This is a genomic window from Legionella sp. D16C41, assembly GCF_048541585.1.
Classification (GTDB): Bacteria; Pseudomonadota; Gammaproteobacteria; order Legionellales; family Legionellaceae; genus Legionella_C.
Map to the genome: position 1 here is coordinate 979796 of NZ_CP183303.1, position 17095 is coordinate 996890.

Here is a 17095-nt window from a genome sequence, read left to right on the forward strand (position 1 = left end):
GCGGTTTACCCTTTAAGGTTTACATTAACTGTAGCTATCTTAAAACCACACGGTTGTTTAAGATTGCTACATAGGCGATGTGCATACTATGCTATTTTCCTCTACTGTACTTCTTGTTACTGGGGTAGGGGATTGCGAAAAAAAACTAAGTGGCTTTTGTGCGTTGAATTTTTTCATCTCAAGCGCGTCTTGAATACTCTTATTAATTATTTCTTTTACATTATCAGAAAGTGTTGTTATTTTGTAAAGTCTAAATAATTGCTCAAGCATTTTTGTTTGATAGGGTGAATCTAGCATTTTCCAGTTACTAAATGCAGGCGCTAAAATTGCTGCAGTCGACGGGTTGATTGCATCGATTTCAATAATACAGTCTGCGAGGAATTGATAGCCTTTTCCTGAGCTATCATGAAAGCGCAGTGGATTATACAGATAAAAACTACGAATTAGTTCTCTTGCATGGGAGGGGTTATCTTTTTTAAATAAAGGGCTTTGCATCACTTCTTTAATTTGATCAAGGGCATTTTCGGCATCTGACAAGGCATAAAGATTTAATATATGTTCAACGACAAGTGGTTCATTTTGCCATTGTTGAATAAAATTTTTCATTTCAGCTTGAGATACTGATTCACGTGAAGGGTGATGATAAATTGCTAGAGGGGATAAAGCGCCCAATCGCTCAGTCATATTTTTAGCTAATCTTAATTGATTAATGCATAACTCTACTGCTTCTTTTCGATTAGATTGCACCAGGTAGTCTAAGCAAGTATTTTTTAGCATGCGAAGCCCTGCTGCTTGAGGATCATAATTAGAATTTGATAGCATTTTTGTTGTTTCTTGATAGAGCGATTTTAATTCCGGATAACAAGCTTCAATAAATGTTTCTACCAAAAATTGGTGTGCACGATAAATAAAGTCCGGCTTTGCGGGCTGCATAAGTTCAAAAAGGGTTTCGGTTGCTGGAAAAGAAAGGAGCTGGCCTTTAAGTCTTGGTTCAATACTTTTATCGACTAAAACCGCGCGAAGTGCACTAATTAATTCGGGATCTACACTGAGTGAATGGCCATTTTTTAAATTAACAATATTAGCTTGAATCGCAGATCTAGCAAGATTTTGCGCAGCAAACCAGCGATTTATGGGATCTTGATCATATTTTAATAAAAATTTGTAATCTGCCAATGTAATAGGTGATTTTATAATTTTAACTGGAGCAGAAAAATTACGCAGCAGTGATGGTGTAGGTTTTTCTGTTACGCCAATAAAAGAAAATTGCTGCTCGGGTTGAGTCAATTCTAAAATACGGGTTGTACTTTTTTCTTCTTTTGCATCGGTTTGTAATTGCAAAGGAATTTCTTGACCAGATTTATCAAGTAATGCTGCGGCAATAGGAATAAGCAAGGGTTTTTTTGCTGGTTGATCTTGGGTAGTAGGAGGATAAGACTGTTTAATATTTAAATGATAAATTTTATTCTTTTCATCATAGGTATCTTCAATTTCAAGTTGTGGCGTTCCAGCTTGATGATACCAGAGTAAAAATTGTGATAAATCTTTATTAGACGCTTTTTCCATTGCTGCAATAAAATCCTCAATATTTGCCGCTTTACCATCATGTTCAGCAAAATAAATCGAACATCCGTGCTTAAAGGTTGTATTACCTAATAACGATTTAAGCATATTTAGTAATTCTGCACCCTTAAGATAGATAGTCATTGAGTAAATATTATCAGGTGTTTCATATTCAGTAGGCAATACAGGGTGTGCTAATGGACCTGCGTCTTCTTTAAACTGCCTATTTTGCAAAGCAATAATGTCATCAATTCTTGAAGTCATAGAATTAAATAAGGTTTGCGAAAACTCTTGTTCGGTGATTGAAGCAAAGCCTTCCTTTAAACTGAGTTGAAACCAATTTTTAACAGTGACTCGATTTCCGCGCCAGTTATGAAAGTACTCATGGCCAATCGTCCCATATACCCATTCAAAATCGGTGTCTATAGAAACAGAAGGGTGGGCTAATAGGGATGAATTGTTAAAAATATTTAAGCCTTTGTTTTCCATGGCGCCTGCGTTAAATTGCGGCACGCCAACAATATTATAAATACTAAGATCATATTCGCGATCATAATGTTCTTCATCAAATCGCATTGCCGCTTTTAACGCATCCATGGCATGTTCTGTTTTATTTAAATCTTGTTCGGGAACAAATATTTTTAATTGAATATTTTTTCCTGAGCGCGTTATAAACTTATCTTCACGTAATGCTAAATCTCCTGCAACCATTGCAAATAAATAAGAGGGCTTTGGAATAGGGTCATCATAGATAAAGAAATGTTTATTAGGATTATTTTCATCAGTACCTTTATTAACTAAATTACCATTTGATAATAAGATAGGAAATTTTCTTTTGTCGGCATGAATTTCGGTAGTAAAGGGTGCAAGGACATCAGGCCTATCTAAATAATAAGTGATGTTACGAAATCCTTCTGCCTCGCATTGAGTTGTCAAAATATCACCGGCTTTGTATAGACCTTCTAATTTAGTGTTTTTACTAGGGTTTAATGCGGTAACTATTCTTACTTCAAAATTACCTTGAGGTGTATTTTTTAATTTAAGGTTATTATTTTCGATACTATAATCAGTTTGATTAAGCGGTTTACCATCGAGGTAAATAGAAACTAAATCAAAATCACCACCATTTAAAATTAATGGCTCTGCTGAATCCTGATTTTCTTTTTTTATCTTAAGTGTTGCTGTGACTATCGTTTTTTCTTCATCAAGTTCAATTTTTAACTTAGTGTGATTAATTTGATAGTCTGAAGGTTTATAATCAGCAAGCTTAACAGTAGGCATATTAAACATCCTTATAATAAAAGAGTGACGGAACTTAAATTATCTTCTTATAAAAGATATTTTGTCTAAATTTAATTTTCAATAAAGATGATACTTTAACTATAAATGGCAAGTACTAGTGGTTGAAATTTTCAAATTCCGCCAATTATAAATTCACTCTTTTTATAATTAATCCATTATTTCCTTGACGCAGTCATTTTTAATCGCATAGACTTAAAAAAATTATAATAAAAATAGAGCACTATGATGGAAAATAGATTTTTACCTTATATAAAAGATTGTTTTGAATTACTAGAAAAAAGCGATCATCATTTATTTAAGCTAATTGATGAAGAGCATCAAAGACAAAATAATTCTCTAATTTTAGTTGCATCATCTGGAGTTGCTTATCCGTCAGTTATTGCAGCTAGCACTAGTGATATTACCAATTTAACTTTAGAAGGATATATTGGTAATCGTTTTCATGCTGGATGTGAAGTAATCGATCAAATAGAGCATTTAGCTATTGAAAGAGCAAAATCAGTTTTTAAAGCACGTTATGCTAATGTTCAGCCTTTAAGTGCAGCAATCGCAAATAATGGCTTACTTTTTAGTTTACTCAATGCTAATGATACCATCCTTGGCATGCATCTTGATGCGGGTGGGCATTTAACACACGGCGCGAAAGCCTCTATTTCAGGTAAATATTTTAATGCAATTTCTTATGGCGTTAATTCAGAAGGTTTAATTGATTATGATGAAGTCAGAGCTTTAGCTAAAAAGCATCGACCAAAACTTATAATTTGTGGTGCTAGCGCTTACCCTAGGTTGATTGACTATAAAATTTTTCGTGAAATTGCTGATGAAACAGAAAGTTATTTATTAGCTGATATTTCACATATAGCAGGCTTGATTGCTGCAGAATTAATCCCTAGTCCAATCGATGAAGCTCATTTTGTAGTTACGAGTACTTCGAAACAATTATATGGCCCGCGTGGTGGTTTAATTTTGATGGGTAAAGACGCTGATACTATGGTGAATGGTAAAAAATTATCTAACCTTGTGCAAAGTAGTATTTTTCCTGGGATTCAAGGCGCACCTAACTTAGCTTCTGTTACAGCTAAGGCTGTCATGTTTGGGGAAATACTAGGTAATGGAACTTTTTTACCTATGATGAAACGAGTACAAAAAAATGCAAAATATTTAGCTGATGCATTACATGAAAAAGGATATAAAGTTATAGCTGGTGGCACGGATACTCATATGGTGCTTGTAGATATTTTCTCTTCTAAAGCGATGACAGGATTTGTTGCTGAAAAAGCATTAGAACAATGCCGTGTTATTGTAAATAAAAATAGAATCCCAGAAGATCAGCATTCCGTTTTTGTAACTAGTGGAATAAGGTTTGGTACTAATACTATTGCATATCATGGTATGGAAAAGGAAGGTGTTTTAGCTTGTGTTGATATTATTAATAATATACTTTCCTCAACGCAGTGTATTGATACTAAACAATTTGAACTGGCTCCTAAAATAAAACAAGAAGCTAAAGAAGCAATCGCTTACATAAAACAAAACTTATGTAATAACAATGTAAAAATAAATAAACATCATGAATCTTTGGTAGAGAGTGTAGTTTAATTTTTATTGCAAGGAATAATGCGATGTTTTCTATATTAGCCAGCATATTGTTTCTCCATTTAGGCTTTGTAGCTTTGCCTGGACCAGACTTTGCTATAGCAATGAATACAAGCCTTACATGCGGGCGAAAAGAGGGAATTTTATGTGCCAGTGGTATTGCTACTGGCATGTTGTTAAATGGTATGATTAGCTTTTTATTAGGCGCTACTCTTTATCAAAATTATCCAGCATTTTATTTTCTTTTTATATCTATAGGACTAATCTATTTATTTTATATTGGGTTTAGTTTAATTCGTAAATTTTATAATTCAAAAAGATTTACGTATCATCAAGCTGCTCCTACGCCATTAAGTAAATCTTTTTTAATGGGCTTCATTACGAATTTAACCAATATTAAGATTACTTTATTTTTTACTTCTATCTTGCCTTTATTTATGAGCCTTGATAAATATTTTCAATTTATTGCCTTAATAAGTATTGGCCTAACGACCTTTGCTTGGTTTAGTTTGATAGCTTACTTTTGTGATAAGAAACTTAAAAGTATTTTTATTAATCAAATCCATTATATTGAATTAGTAATGGGAATAATAATAATTATATTTTCCATAGTGACTTTTTATAAGTTTGTAGTATAGATTTGCTTGAATTTGTAAACTATTTCATGTCTCTAAATACAGGGCTTCATTTAATTAGTTAGTTTATTTGTATGATTATTACCTTTATTGCCTGACTCTGTACGCTAAACTATTACAAAAAAGCTTAGTCGTATTGAAGAAAAATAAAAGATATAAATCTTACTTTAGTGAGTGAGACACTAATTATGCGTCTTCAAAATGCTAGCTACTTGCAAAGATTATTGCTTCTAATTAAACGAGCTAGTTTTTATATTTACTAAATAATCTTTGTTTTAACTTCAGTGCAAAGTCCTGTTTTTAATATCTCAGCGGTAGTTATTATTCTAACACTTAAGTAATACTTAACAGCGAAATACAAGAAGGATGAACATGGTAACCTTACAACCGACAATTGATAAAATAATTTGTGTAGGAAAAAATTATCTTGAACACGCTAAAGAGCTTGGTGATGCGGTACCAGAAAAGCCGGTACTTTTTTTAAAGCCAGCAAGTGTTCTTAGACAAATTTCTGGTTGGGGTGAGCAAATCCACGTAGTTTATCCCTATGAAGACACTCAAGTACAACCTGAATGTGAAATCGTACTCCGTTTAGCTTATGACGGGTATCGGATGACAATTGCGGAGGCAAGAAGAGCTATTGCAGACGTAACGCTTGGTCTTGACATGACTTTAAGAGCACGCCAGACAAAATTAAAAAAGCAAGGACATCCATGGACTACAGCAAAAGTCTTTAAAGATGCAGCTATCCTTGGTCCCTGGATTCCCTATGCGCAATTTCATGATTATATGAAGGTGGAATTTCAATTGTTTCTTGATGATACGCTCAAGCAATGCGCAAAAGGTACAGATATGATGATGCATCCAGAAAATTTATTGGTTTATATCAGTCAGTTTTTCCCCTTAAAAGCGGGAGATATTGTTTATACTGGAACGCCTGCGGGCGTAAGCTCAATATCTGAAAGTACTACCGCAGAATTACGTTGGGATAAATATTTTTATACCGTAAAGTGGAAGTAAGGTCACTTCGCTAAATGTGTATCGGTATTGCTAAGATAAAATCAGTTAAAGTGTTTTGCAAAATAATGCAATCAAGTTTGCAGGATTAATATTAGCACTTAAATGGTTTTATTAATTTTTTAGAAAATAATTTATGCAAGCAATAATAATTTTCTTAGTTTACTCCTTAAGAATTGTTGCAACTATTTTGAGAGGCGTTACTCTCTGTCTCCCGTGTCTCTGATTTATCATCACTAGGTCTTTTATTTATAGAGTAAGGAGCTGATCGTGAACTTTGTCTTTTTGTTATTATATTGTTACGGCTTCCTATGCCCATGAAACCATGGGTTCTTAAAGCGCTATAAGTAATATCGTCTTTTTTGATCACTTGTTTAAAATTATCTGAGGGGTTATCTAACTCTTGGTTATTATTCAAAGATTGATTAGAAGTATTAGACTGTAAAAGTGAAGCATTATCTAATGACATATCTTCTTGAAGTACTTGCTCTTTTAAAGGATTTAGCCTTTTTCTTGTAGGGCTATTTAAATTTAAATCCACGTCCCAATCTTCATGTAAAACCCAATTTTCATCTGGGATATAAGTATGTAGTTCTGGGCACAAATTTATTTTGTTTTCTCCTTTTAGAGTATCATACTCCTGTCTCTTTTCTTTTACTTGCTCAGGAGTTAAGTCTTTTTGATTAGCCACTGTCGTAAATGGCTTATAGGCTTCACTTATTGTACCCTTAGTATTAAATCTAATATTTAAATCCCTTAAGTGAACAGGCTCCTTTCTTTGAAAATCTTTTTTTGAAAGTATAGATACATCTTCACATTCACCGGTGACAGCATAGCCGCCTTGGCTTAATGTTTTATCTCTAATTTCCTTTATACCTAATTTATCGAAATAATATTTTTTTAAAAGATTGGCTCCTATTGCATAAAGATCGTTATGCTTACTAGTTCCATCTTTTTCCCGAGGCTTTATTATAAGAAGGTGTGCTTTCTTTGTATCCTGCATGGTCACTTCCACTTCCATAAAGGCGTAAGCAAAGTAAGGTTTATCTTTAATTTTCTCCATTTTTGGTGGCATTAAAAAATTTTCATTTTTACTTTCAGTAATAGCTTTAAAAATATAACCTTCTTCATTAACTAACAAAAAAGACTGCCACGCTAGCTTTTGATTGACTGTTAAAAGGAGTTCATCTTCATCATTAATTTCGCTGCTAATAATAGAGTTTGTTGCAGTCTGTTCTTTAGCTTGGTCAAGTTTTTGTTGAATTTCTTGATTACTTTGCATGATTTTCTCATAAATTTTTAAATTAAGGATGCTAAATATTCTTTGATTTAATCAAATATTACCGAAAAAAACTTAAGAAAATATGAATAAAAACCAATCTTATTGTAAAAAATATTGATTTATTTAGAAAATACCTTCTAATTTATACTTTTGTGATGTCTTAAAAGCTTTTTAATACAATGGCTTACATAGTATTGTTCTGACTACCTCAAAAGACAATTCGAAAAACTCCTTTTACTTAAAATTTAGTGACATGCCATACAATGGTATGAATTTTGCTAAAAATATATTATGGAATAAAATACAGAAATATAAATGCTAAAGCTTGCTTGAATAAATTTATGGATATTAAGCTCATCTAGTTAGGGATAACTTATGAATCGTGAACAATTGGCTGAATTTCCATATTGGCCGCATTTGATCACGTTAGTCATTATTGCTCTAGCGTTTCTGGGCTATCGCTATTTTGCCTATTACGACACTCGCTCTAATGATTCTTTTGTATCAGCAAATGTTATTAATATTGCCTCTTTAGTGTCAGGACCCGTAAGTGCTTTATATGTGCAAGAAAATCAGGCAGTTAAAAAAGGTGATAAACTTATTGAGATTGATCCTAGGCCCTATTTATATGCACTTAATAAAGCCAGCGCGGCTTTAAATCTTGCAAAAGTTCGTTATGAAAATCGCAAGCTAGCTATTCAAATAGCACTAGAAAGGTTAAAGCAAAGTCAAGCCTTTCTAAGCTTAAGTCAAGACCATTACCGTCGTTTTAGTCAATTAACTCGCCAAGGCGCTTTAGCTGAAATTCAGTTAATTAATATTATTGCGCGTGTAAAAGAACAAGAAGCGGCAGTACTTGCAGCAACGCATAATGTTAAAATAGCGCAACAAAATTTTGATGATAATGAAATTAAAGAAGCACAAGCAATTTATAATAAGGCTCTTTATTTATACGAACATACTACTGTTGTTGCACCAACTGATGGTTTAATTACAAATTTTAATCTTCGGGTCGGGCAATACATAAGAACAGGTCAATGGCTATTTGCTTTTATTGATACAAGTCAATGGTGGGTGGAAACGCGTTATCGCGAAACAGCTATTCGCCTAATTAGACCAGGCGATAAAGCAGATATTTGGTTGGATATGTATCCAGGTAAAACCTTTCATGGCCATGTAAAAAGTATTGGCTGGGGTATCAACCGAGTACAAGCTAGTGGTGCGCCATCGTCTTTAGTTTATATGGAGCCTACTGAATATTGGATTCGAATAGCGCAGCGATTTCCAGTACGTATTTATCTAGATGATGTAAGTCCTGAGTATCCCTTGCGTATTGGTGCTAGTGCAACTACGGTAACTTATCGATGAATACAATAGCTATTTTTAAACAGTGCTGGCCGCGCTCTTTAGAAAATAGAGCAGCGCTGCGGACTGCTGTTGGTGTAGTGTTAGCTATTATTATTGCTTTTGCATTTCATTTAGACAAACCCTATTGGGCTGGAATGACAGTGGCCATGGTAGCTAATATTTATACCGGTAATATTATTGATAAATCAATTATGCGGCTAGTTGGAACATTTGTTGGTGTTTGGGCTGGTTTTTATGTTACCCATTTTGTTGTTAATAGCTTTTTACTTTATATCCTAGTTAATTTTTTTATTATTGCTGCTGCAACTTATTATTATAACTTTAGTAAATACGCATATGCTTATTTACTAGGTGGAATAGGTGCTTTTTTTGTGGTAGGTCAATTGGCGATGGATCCACAATCTGCATTTAGTGTGGCTATTTGGCGACCTGCTGAAATAGGAATTGGTGTTGTTGTTTCAGGGGTAGTGGCATTATTTATTTTTCCTAACAGTATTACAAGTGATGTCGCTAAAGAAATAAATGGTCTTTTTAACGCTATTGATGCGCTATTTGATAAGGCAGATAAACTGTATAAAACTTCTGATGAGAAGCTTAATTTACTTTTTCGCCAAGAAAATTTAAAAATAAAAAAGAAAATTCGTAAAGCATCTGAGTTAATTAGCTTTATGCATAGGGAATTTGATAATGACAAAAATAAGATTGATCAGTTTCGCTTTTTTATTGCCGCCCTTTCTGATTTAAATCAGGCTATTAATTATTTTAATTCTTTAAACTTGGTAACAGGAAAAAGACGCAAATCTAAATTTAGCAATTTAACAGATAAATTATTTAGTAAAGCACGGCAAGACTTAACTAATTTACAAAAGGCTTTTTTGAATGATAATTTAAAAGTGAAATTAGAATTACCTGTTTTAATTGCTGAGTTAAATGACTTGCCACCTTTATCTTCTAAAAATGAATTAGCAGTAGCACATTTCTTTCGCCAAACAAATATCATAATCACAGATTTGCAAAAAATATTGCTTGGTGGAAGAAGACAAATTACTACCCACAATATAATAAATACCCAGCAGCAGTTGCGAAATGATCCTGATGTATTAATTCACAGTATAAAAGCGGGGTTATCAACCTTGCTAGCGTTGGCTTTATGGATAATTAGTGATTGGCCTGGTGGGCTCGCAGGTATTATTAGCAGTATTATTATTTCAGTTAAAAAGAATTTATTTGAAATGAAAAATACGGGTATATTGCGTTTTTTAGGCGCTTTAATTGGTGGCGGTATTCCACTTGCTATTATGTATTGGCTACCTTTAAATTTATACCTTTTAATTCTTATTATTTTTTTTGCTGCTTGGGGATTTAGTTATCTGTCATTCAAGTCAACAGCTTACTCTTATTTAGGCTTACAGGCTAATGTTGCTGTATTAATAACTTTAACTCAAACCAGTAGCCCTCCTGTAGAAATTGCTGCGCCATTAGAGCGCTTAGCTGGCGTTATAATTGGGATTTTTGCAAGCTTTGTTGTAGGTAATTTAATTTGGCGAACTGATTTGATGGCTATGCTACAAAGGCAGTTTAAAAAATTAAAAACTTACTTATTTCATAATTGTGTTGTTCTTTTAACTTCACGTACTCAAGGAACATTATATGATTTAACTAATTTATTTTGGTTATGTCGCAGTTTAATTGATACCTTAACTAATGAAAAACTAAATAAAGATAAGCAAGCAAGGCTTGAAAAATCTCATGATGCATTTAGGTCTACTGTTTTACTCCAACTTACTTTAAAAAATATTATCAATGCTATTAATCAAGACGAGGCTGAATATACAGCAGCTAAACTTAAAATTAATTTAAAAAACCTTGAACAACAAGTGGCTATCTTATATCAAGATTCTGACATAAGTGAACTTGATGATATCCATATAAAATTAGATAAAACATTAGTTGCTATATTGAGAAAACGTAAAAAAATAGCTATTGCAGCAGAGGAGAACCTTGCTGCTTACTTACAGACTTTAATTCGTTTAGTCGAAATTAGAAGAAATATAGAATAGAAGGTAATTCATCAAATTTATTGCTGATGTACTACCAGTCTGTAGATGTAAGTTGGAAAAAACTAAAATTTCTTATCTATGAATGAGAAAAAAGTTTAATTTTATCAAATACTTGAACCTACAAATTTATTCCTTGGGCTATAATTAAATTAATTCCCATTTGGAGTTATTGTTATGCCTGCATATAAAGAAGGGTTAGTATATGTTGGAGTAGATTTAAACTCAGAAAATTTTGCTAAAAAGTTAGAGTATACTGTTTCTTCACTCCGACATGGGGGTATAAATATCAAGTTTATAACAGATGAACAGAAAGATACGTTGCAAGGGGCTACCACTAATGAGTTTTTATGTGTTTTTGAGTTTAGTGATGATTTCTCTGAACTTAAAAATGTACTTGTTAAAGAGTCGGAAGATTTAGAATTTAAGCTTTTCCTAAACCCGCCCGTAGAAATTCCACCGGATATAAGGGAGAGTATTGAAAAGGATAGTTTTAAAGCTAAACCACAGGAAATGCGGGAGAGATTAGTTAAAGACATAATTAATCTAGTGAAAGAAATTACACATCCTACTACTGCTAGTTTCTGGAAGAATGAAAAGTCAGCAACCTATGAGAAATTTTATAAAATTGCCAATCAAAATGGTAAAGATTCTGAAGATATTCTCAATGAATTAAAAAAAGAAGCTAACAAACTAACAGATTCTAAATTACCTCCTCATACTGCAACTTTAATTAATGCTATCACTAATATAGAAGTAGCGGACTTAACAAAGCTTCGAAAGTTAGTTTCTTCCTCTATGCAAGATGATAAACCAGTGCCAAAGAAAGCTCCCAGGATAGGATTTTATAAGCTATCAGATAAACCACTACCAGAGCCACCAGAGCCAAAGAAAGCTCCCAGGCCAGGATTCTACGGTGAAAATGAAGATGATAATTTATAGTAATAGCTTCGACAGAAGCTTTACTAACACAGTGAATTTTAAAGAGTTAGCAAAACTTTTAATTCCATTCAGCCAGTCCATCAGGTTTTTGTAACCAATTTGAATTAGGGTAGGGGAAGGCTGCATCAATTGCATGTAAAGTATAGGCATGTCTTGAGCGTTCTGAATGATTAGCATTACTTTTATGTGGTAGACGGCCATGCAATAAGATAATACTTCCCTGTTCTACTTCTAGCGGTATACAACTTTTTTCTTGCCAAATTAAACGATGATAATTTTCAAAATAAATATCGTTGCCTTTACGAATCATTTTTTTGCTTAATGGCGTTGAAGTAGGACTTGGAATAACTTGCAGACAACCATTTTCTATAGTGGCATCTTCAAGAGCAAACCAAAAACCTAAAATTTCACTATTTTCTGCATGCAGATAAGTGCTATCTTGATGTAAATCTACTTCAGCACCTATATTTGGCTGCTTAAAAATATACATAGATTGCAGCAAACTTGGTTTTTGCAAACCAAGCTGATGACACATGCTTTTTAATCTTAAATCATAAGAATATTCTTGAAATATAGGATCTAAATCATGCAAAGCATGGCCTATTTTATTCAGTGACTTTTCTATAGGCTTTTTTAAATGGCCTTCATTATTAAATGAATCGGGCTCGAAAAAGAAGTGAATTTTATCACCTGAGTTTAAAAAATAGTCAGTTTGGGCATGCTCATTGGTTTTGGTTGAAAAAATAGTAAGAGGTATTTCATGTTGTTGATTATCTAATAGCCAATAAATACGCTCAATAAGTTTTTCACAAGTAGCTTTAGAGAAAAAATTATTAATAACTAAGTAGCCATTATCATCAAAAAACTCAATTTGCGCAGCAGATAAATCCATTCTTAGCAACCAGGTAATAAATACAATAAGTTATCATAATCAGTGAATTTTATTTTAGCAATATTGCTTAAATTATATTTGCTAATTTTATTGCCAGTCACCGTTTAGATTAAATCTATTATGCTACAATATGGCCAGATTGATTTAATGCTAGCATGATTATGACTAAGGTCGATGTTATTATTATTGGTGCAGGTGCGGCTGGAATGTTGTGTGGTCTTGAAGCAGGTAAGCGCAATCGACAGGTCTTAATTCTTGATAAAAGTAATAAACCTGGTAAGAAAATCTTAATGTCTGGTGGTGGGCGTTGTAATTTTACTAATTTATATGCAAGTTCAGAGCAGTTTATCTCTCATAATCCTCACTTTTGTAAGTCAGCTTTAAGTCGTTACACGCAATGGGATTTTATTGAATTAGTCAAACGACATAAGATTGCCTTTTATGAAAAAACAGCAGGACAGTTATTTTGTGAAGAAAAATCACAGCGAATTGTTGATATGCTACTAGCAGAATGTAAGCAAAATAACGTAACTATTCATCTTAACCAAGCAATTAATTCTATTAATAAAGCCGGTAGCCAATTTATCATCAAATGCCAACAGGCTACTTATCAATGTGACTCATTAGTTGTTGCTAGTGGCGGCTTATCTATTCCAACGTTAGGCGCTAGTCCTTTTGGTTATCAGCTGGCAGCTCAATTTGGTTTGCATGTCTATCCTACTCGGGCCGGCCTTGTGCCTTTTACCTTGCATGATAAAGATAAAGCACAATTATCGGTGCTTGCAGGCAATTCTATAGAAGGCTTGGTAAGTGCTAGTAAAATGTCTTTTCAGGAAAATGTGCTTTTTACGCATCGTGGTTTAAGTGGACCTGCAATTCTACAAATTTCCTCATATTGGCAGCCAGGTGAGCCAATTCATATTAAATTTTTACCACAAATGGATTTATATAACGAACTACTGCAAGCTCAGGTAGAGCTGCCTGATAGTTTTTTAAAAACGATATTAGCACGTTACATTGCTAAACGTGTTTTAGAAGTATTTTATGAGAATTACCTTTTAGAAAAACCTATTAAACAATTTAATCACAAGCAATTACAAACTATTGCAGAAATTCTACAAAATTGGTCAATTAAACCTAATGCAACTGAAGGTTACCGAACGGCAGAGGTGACTTTGGGAGGGGTAGATTGTAATGAAATTTCTTCGCAAACATTTGAAGCTAAAAAGGTACCCGGTTTATTTTTTATTGGTGAAGTTTTAGATGTAACTGGTTGGCTAGGCGGTTATAATTTTCAATGGGCATGGTCTTCTGGTTGGGCAGCAGGGCAGGTTGTTTAAACTTAATTAATTTTAACATTATTAACTAGAATTTTTATAGTTAGAAAGCCAATCTTCGTAAGTTAAAGCAAAGCGAAAATGGTCACACCAAACACCATTAATTTTTAAATACCTAGGTGAGAAACCTTCTTTAAAAAAGCCATTTCTTTGTACTAAGTAAATAGAGGCTAAATTGGTTGGTTGAATATTGGCTTCAATCCGGTGCAGTTTTAAATTTAAAAATATTTCTACCAAAACTAACTTTAAACTTTGACTCATAAGGCCACTACCTGCAAATTTAACTGAAGCATAATAACCCAGATAAGCACTTTGAAATATGCCACGAACAATTTCATTAATATTAAACACACCTATAATTTCATGATTTTTAAAAGCTAAAAAAGATTGTTGCCTGTCTTGTTTAGATTGTTCTAGGTAATGTTGAAACTCGTTAGATGTTTTAGGAGCGCTAACAAAGGGATAATGAAATTTTGCACTATCTTGCATAACCTGTAAAAATTGCGCCTCATCTTGATAATTAGGTTCACGAATAAAAATTTTAAAATTAGTCATAAATTATAATGTAACTTTGAAAGTATAAATATTAGCGCTGTATAGGATGCAAATGAAATATTTCGTAGCAAATGTAGCCTAGGTGCAGACCCATCGGGCCGAAACCCGGGTTTCACTTTGTTTCACCCAGGCTACGATTATTGATTACTGCTTTAAAATAATTTAACTTCTAACCTTTTTGGAATGTCGCAACGGAATATGTTTCAGCCGTATAATAAGGTTCTTCATCAACATGATATTCTTTAGCAAGTGTTGCTGCAGTTTTATGATCTATGCATCGAATACCTAGCTTATCACAAACACTTACAATTTCATCAGGCGCGAAAAAGGCTTTAAAAGGTGATTGTTTATTAGCAAAATTAGTTAAAGTTTTTTCGAGAGAGTTTTCTTTAGCAACCGAATCAAGTTGCTCAGTTTTAGTTTGCATAACGTCATGCATGTAATCAAATGTAATAGTTAAGTGCGCAAATTTATTTGCTAATTCATTTAAGATTCTTATTACGTCTTCTTTATTTAAATAGAAAGTATTACCTTCCCATAAGATAAGGGTGGGTTTCGTAAAATCAACTGCATGATTACTTAATGTTTCAATTAAGTTACCTTTAATATAATCAAGGCCAATATAAGTAGCATTTTTATTTAGATATTTTTCGGCATAAATCGCTTCTTTCGCCTTTAAAATTTGTGGTTGATCAATTTCAAAAAATTGCACCCCAAATTGCTTACTGTATTTTTCTTTACGAGTTGCTAACGTATCAAAGCCACTACCTAAAATAATAATTTGTTTAACGTCGTTATGTTTAACGGCGTTAGATATAGTATGTCTAAAAAAGCGGGTTCGAGTGGCAAGAGGTAAACGCATACGTCTATCTAAGCGGGCATCTGCTTCTTCTTTGATTTCCTCATTAATAAAATTCTCCATAATTGAATCTTTAAATAAATCGTTCTGCCGATTACCTTGTTTTTGAGTTAATTTTTGCCAGTTTTCTTTTGTTTTAGCCTCATATTTCCAGTAGTTTGCTAGTAGGGCAGTTGTAGCTACATTATAGCTATTTAAAATTTTTTTAAGCATAAAATACTCTCTTAAACTAATAAAAATTCAATGATTTGTTTAGCGCCTGAATAATAAGCCGCATGATCTGCATCTAAGTATACAATATTATCAGTTACCGCTTTACTCATACGTAATTGATCAATTGGCAGCAAGACTTGATCATATCGACTTACCAAGGAGCGCTTAGCAATACGGGAAAAGTTAGTGCCAACATTAATAGATTCAGTGAGGGGTTTTAATGGTTCGGATTTAATTCTAGCCATGGCTTTTTGCATATCTGTAAGATTACAGCGATTAAAAAAGATACTTATTAAGTCATAGCAGAGGTTAAGGCTAATAGCTTGTTCAGTTTCGTTAATCATTAAATAAGGTGTTAAATTATTAGATTGTGAGCTTTGTGCAATTGAAAATAAGGATTGAGTGCCTTGCGGCACATAAGCGGCAACATATACAAGTTCGCGAATAGCTTCTGGAATAGCTTCAGCAACGACAGAAATAATTAACCCTGCCATACTGTGACCAACTAAAGTTACCGGTTGTGTTTGTTGCTGAATAACTTCGATAAGGCTATTAACATAATCTTGTAAACTAATAGTATGAAAGTATTGTGGGTCTAAATCGCGACCTGGCAAATCCGGAGTAAGAACGTTTTGCCCTTTAGCTTGAAGTGCTGTAGCGACATACTCCCAGCACCATGCTCCATGCCATGCCCCATGCACTAATAGATAAGTCTGAGAATTTTTCATAAAAAGCAGATTATAACAAAGGATTATTTATTAAGAAAAGATGGCAAGCATTAACTATTTTTAAGTAAGATACCCTTGCTCCATTTAAATAATAAACATCCCTTCTCCTTGCAGGGAGAAGGTGTCGCACAGCGACGGATGAGGGTGGCTTTAAAGATGTTAAGCATTAGCTATTTTTAAGTAAAAAATACCTTATTTCATTTAAATAATAAGTATCCCTTCTCCCTGCAGGGAGAAGGTGTCGCATAGCGACGGATGAGGGTTTTGTAAATCGATATTAAAACAAATTTTTTAGAGGAATCATGAAGGATCGAGCTCGAGCTTTAAGGCAAGAAATGACCGATGCAGAAAACCGCATGTGGTACTTTTTGCGAAATAGACGATTAGGCGGGTATAAATTCGTTAGAGAGTATGTCATTGGTTGTTACATTGTCGATTTTATTTGTCGTAATAAAAAGTTGATTATTGAAATTGATGGCGGACAACATATGGACAGAGCTCAATATGATCAAGAACGCACCGCTTATCTAACAGCAAAGGGTTATAACGTTTTGCGATTTTGGAATAATGATATTTTTATTAATGTACAGGTAGTGTTAGAAACCATTTTACGTTTTTTAGAACAGAGCGAATAAATTTCATTTCCCCTCATCCGTCGCTGCGCGACACCTTCTCCCCATGGGGAGAAGGGAAATTCGTTGTTTAAATAGAATAGTCTTGTTATGAGTAAGCAATACTTCTTATGGTTG

General features: G+C 33.4%; 14 protein-coding genes. 8 read left to right on the plus strand and 6 right to left on the minus strand.

From position 1 onward, the window contains the following. Positions 1-66: 66 nt before the first annotated feature. The gene (pepN, locus tag ACNVED_RS04305; RefSeq protein ID WP_419420530.1) at positions 67-2844 is read right to left on the minus strand and encodes an aminopeptidase N; all 2778 of its coding nucleotides are present in this window, start codon (positions 2842-2844) and stop codon (positions 67-69) included. Positions 2845-3087: 243 nt separating this feature from the next. Between pepN and glyA the strand changes: the two genes are divergently transcribed. The 3 genes from glyA to ACNVED_RS04320 all read left to right on the plus strand — a co-directional run bounded on the left by glyA (position 3088) and on the right by ACNVED_RS04320 (position 6116). After that, positions 3088-4464, plus strand: a complete 1377-nt coding sequence (gene glyA / locus ACNVED_RS04310; protein WP_419420531.1) for a serine hydroxymethyltransferase — start codon at positions 3088-3090, stop codon at positions 4462-4464. 23 nt (positions 4465-4487) lie between these two features. Beyond that, positions 4488-5099: a LysE family translocator gene (locus tag ACNVED_RS04315; RefSeq protein ID WP_419420532.1), complete on the plus strand. Its 612-nt coding sequence runs from the start codon at positions 4488-4490 to the stop codon at positions 5097-5099. Between the two features lie 369 nt (positions 5100-5468). Next, positions 5469-6116, plus strand: a complete 648-nt coding sequence (locus tag ACNVED_RS04320) for a fumarylacetoacetate hydrolase family protein (protein WP_419420533.1) — start codon at positions 5469-5471, stop codon at positions 6114-6116. Between the two features lie 166 nt (positions 6117-6282). Here ACNVED_RS04320 and ACNVED_RS04325 read toward each other — a convergent pair whose 3' ends face one another. Further along, a complete protein-coding gene (locus ACNVED_RS04325) occupies positions 6283-7395 on the minus strand; it encodes a hypothetical protein (RefSeq protein ID WP_419420534.1) in 1113 nt (370 codons plus the stop codon). A 375-nt stretch (positions 7396-7770) separates the two neighbouring features. Here ACNVED_RS04325 and ACNVED_RS04330 point away from each other — a divergent pair, with 375 nt between their 5' ends. The 3 genes from ACNVED_RS04330 to ACNVED_RS04340 all read left to right on the plus strand — a co-directional run bounded on the left by ACNVED_RS04330 (position 7771) and on the right by ACNVED_RS04340 (position 11762). After that, positions 7771-8763: an HlyD family secretion protein gene (locus ACNVED_RS04330; RefSeq protein ID WP_419420535.1), complete on the plus strand. Its 993-nt coding sequence runs from the start codon at positions 7771-7773 to the stop codon at positions 8761-8763. Next, positions 8760-10823, plus strand: a complete 2064-nt coding sequence (locus tag ACNVED_RS04335) for an FUSC family protein (protein ID WP_419420536.1) — start codon at positions 8760-8762, stop codon at positions 10821-10823. The genes ACNVED_RS04330 and ACNVED_RS04335 overlap by 4 nt, the downstream gene beginning before the upstream one ends. Before the next feature lie 174 nt (positions 10824-10997). After that, positions 10998-11762: a hypothetical protein gene (locus ACNVED_RS04340; protein ID WP_419420537.1), complete on the plus strand. Its 765-nt coding sequence runs from the start codon at positions 10998-11000 to the stop codon at positions 11760-11762. 58 nt (positions 11763-11820) lie between these two features. Here ACNVED_RS04340 and ACNVED_RS04345 read toward each other — a convergent pair whose 3' ends face one another. Next, complete coding sequence (locus tag ACNVED_RS04345) at positions 11821-12654, minus strand: phytanoyl-CoA dioxygenase family protein (protein WP_419420538.1); 834 nt, start codon at positions 12652-12654, stop codon at positions 11821-11823. A gap of 161 nt (positions 12655-12815) precedes the next feature. Here ACNVED_RS04345 and ACNVED_RS04350 point away from each other — a divergent pair, with 161 nt between their 5' ends. Continuing rightward, the gene (locus tag ACNVED_RS04350) at positions 12816-13994 is read left to right on the plus strand and encodes an NAD(P)/FAD-dependent oxidoreductase (protein ID WP_419420539.1); all 1179 of its coding nucleotides are present in this window, start codon (positions 12816-12818) and stop codon (positions 13992-13994) included. Between the two features lie 21 nt (positions 13995-14015). Here ACNVED_RS04350 and ACNVED_RS04355 read toward each other — a convergent pair whose 3' ends face one another. From ACNVED_RS04355 to ACNVED_RS04365, 3 genes are all read right to left on the minus strand, one after another. Then, on the minus strand, positions 14016-14546 hold the full coding sequence (locus ACNVED_RS04355; RefSeq protein ID WP_419420540.1) for a GNAT family N-acetyltransferase: 531 nt from the start codon (positions 14544-14546) through the stop codon (positions 14016-14018). Between the two features lie 169 nt (positions 14547-14715). Then, on the minus strand, positions 14716-15618 hold the full coding sequence (locus ACNVED_RS04360; protein WP_419420541.1) for a class I SAM-dependent methyltransferase: 903 nt from the start codon (positions 15616-15618) through the stop codon (positions 14716-14718). A gap of 11 nt (positions 15619-15629) precedes the next feature. Further along, complete coding sequence (locus tag ACNVED_RS04365) at positions 15630-16346, minus strand: alpha/beta hydrolase (protein WP_419420542.1); 717 nt, start codon at positions 16344-16346, stop codon at positions 15630-15632. Positions 16347-16648: 302 nt separating this feature from the next. Between ACNVED_RS04365 and ACNVED_RS04370 the strand changes: the two genes are divergently transcribed. Further along, a complete protein-coding gene (locus tag ACNVED_RS04370; RefSeq protein WP_419420543.1) occupies positions 16649-16981 on the plus strand; it encodes an endonuclease domain-containing protein in 333 nt (110 codons plus the stop codon). Positions 16982-17095: the final 114 nt, after the last annotated feature.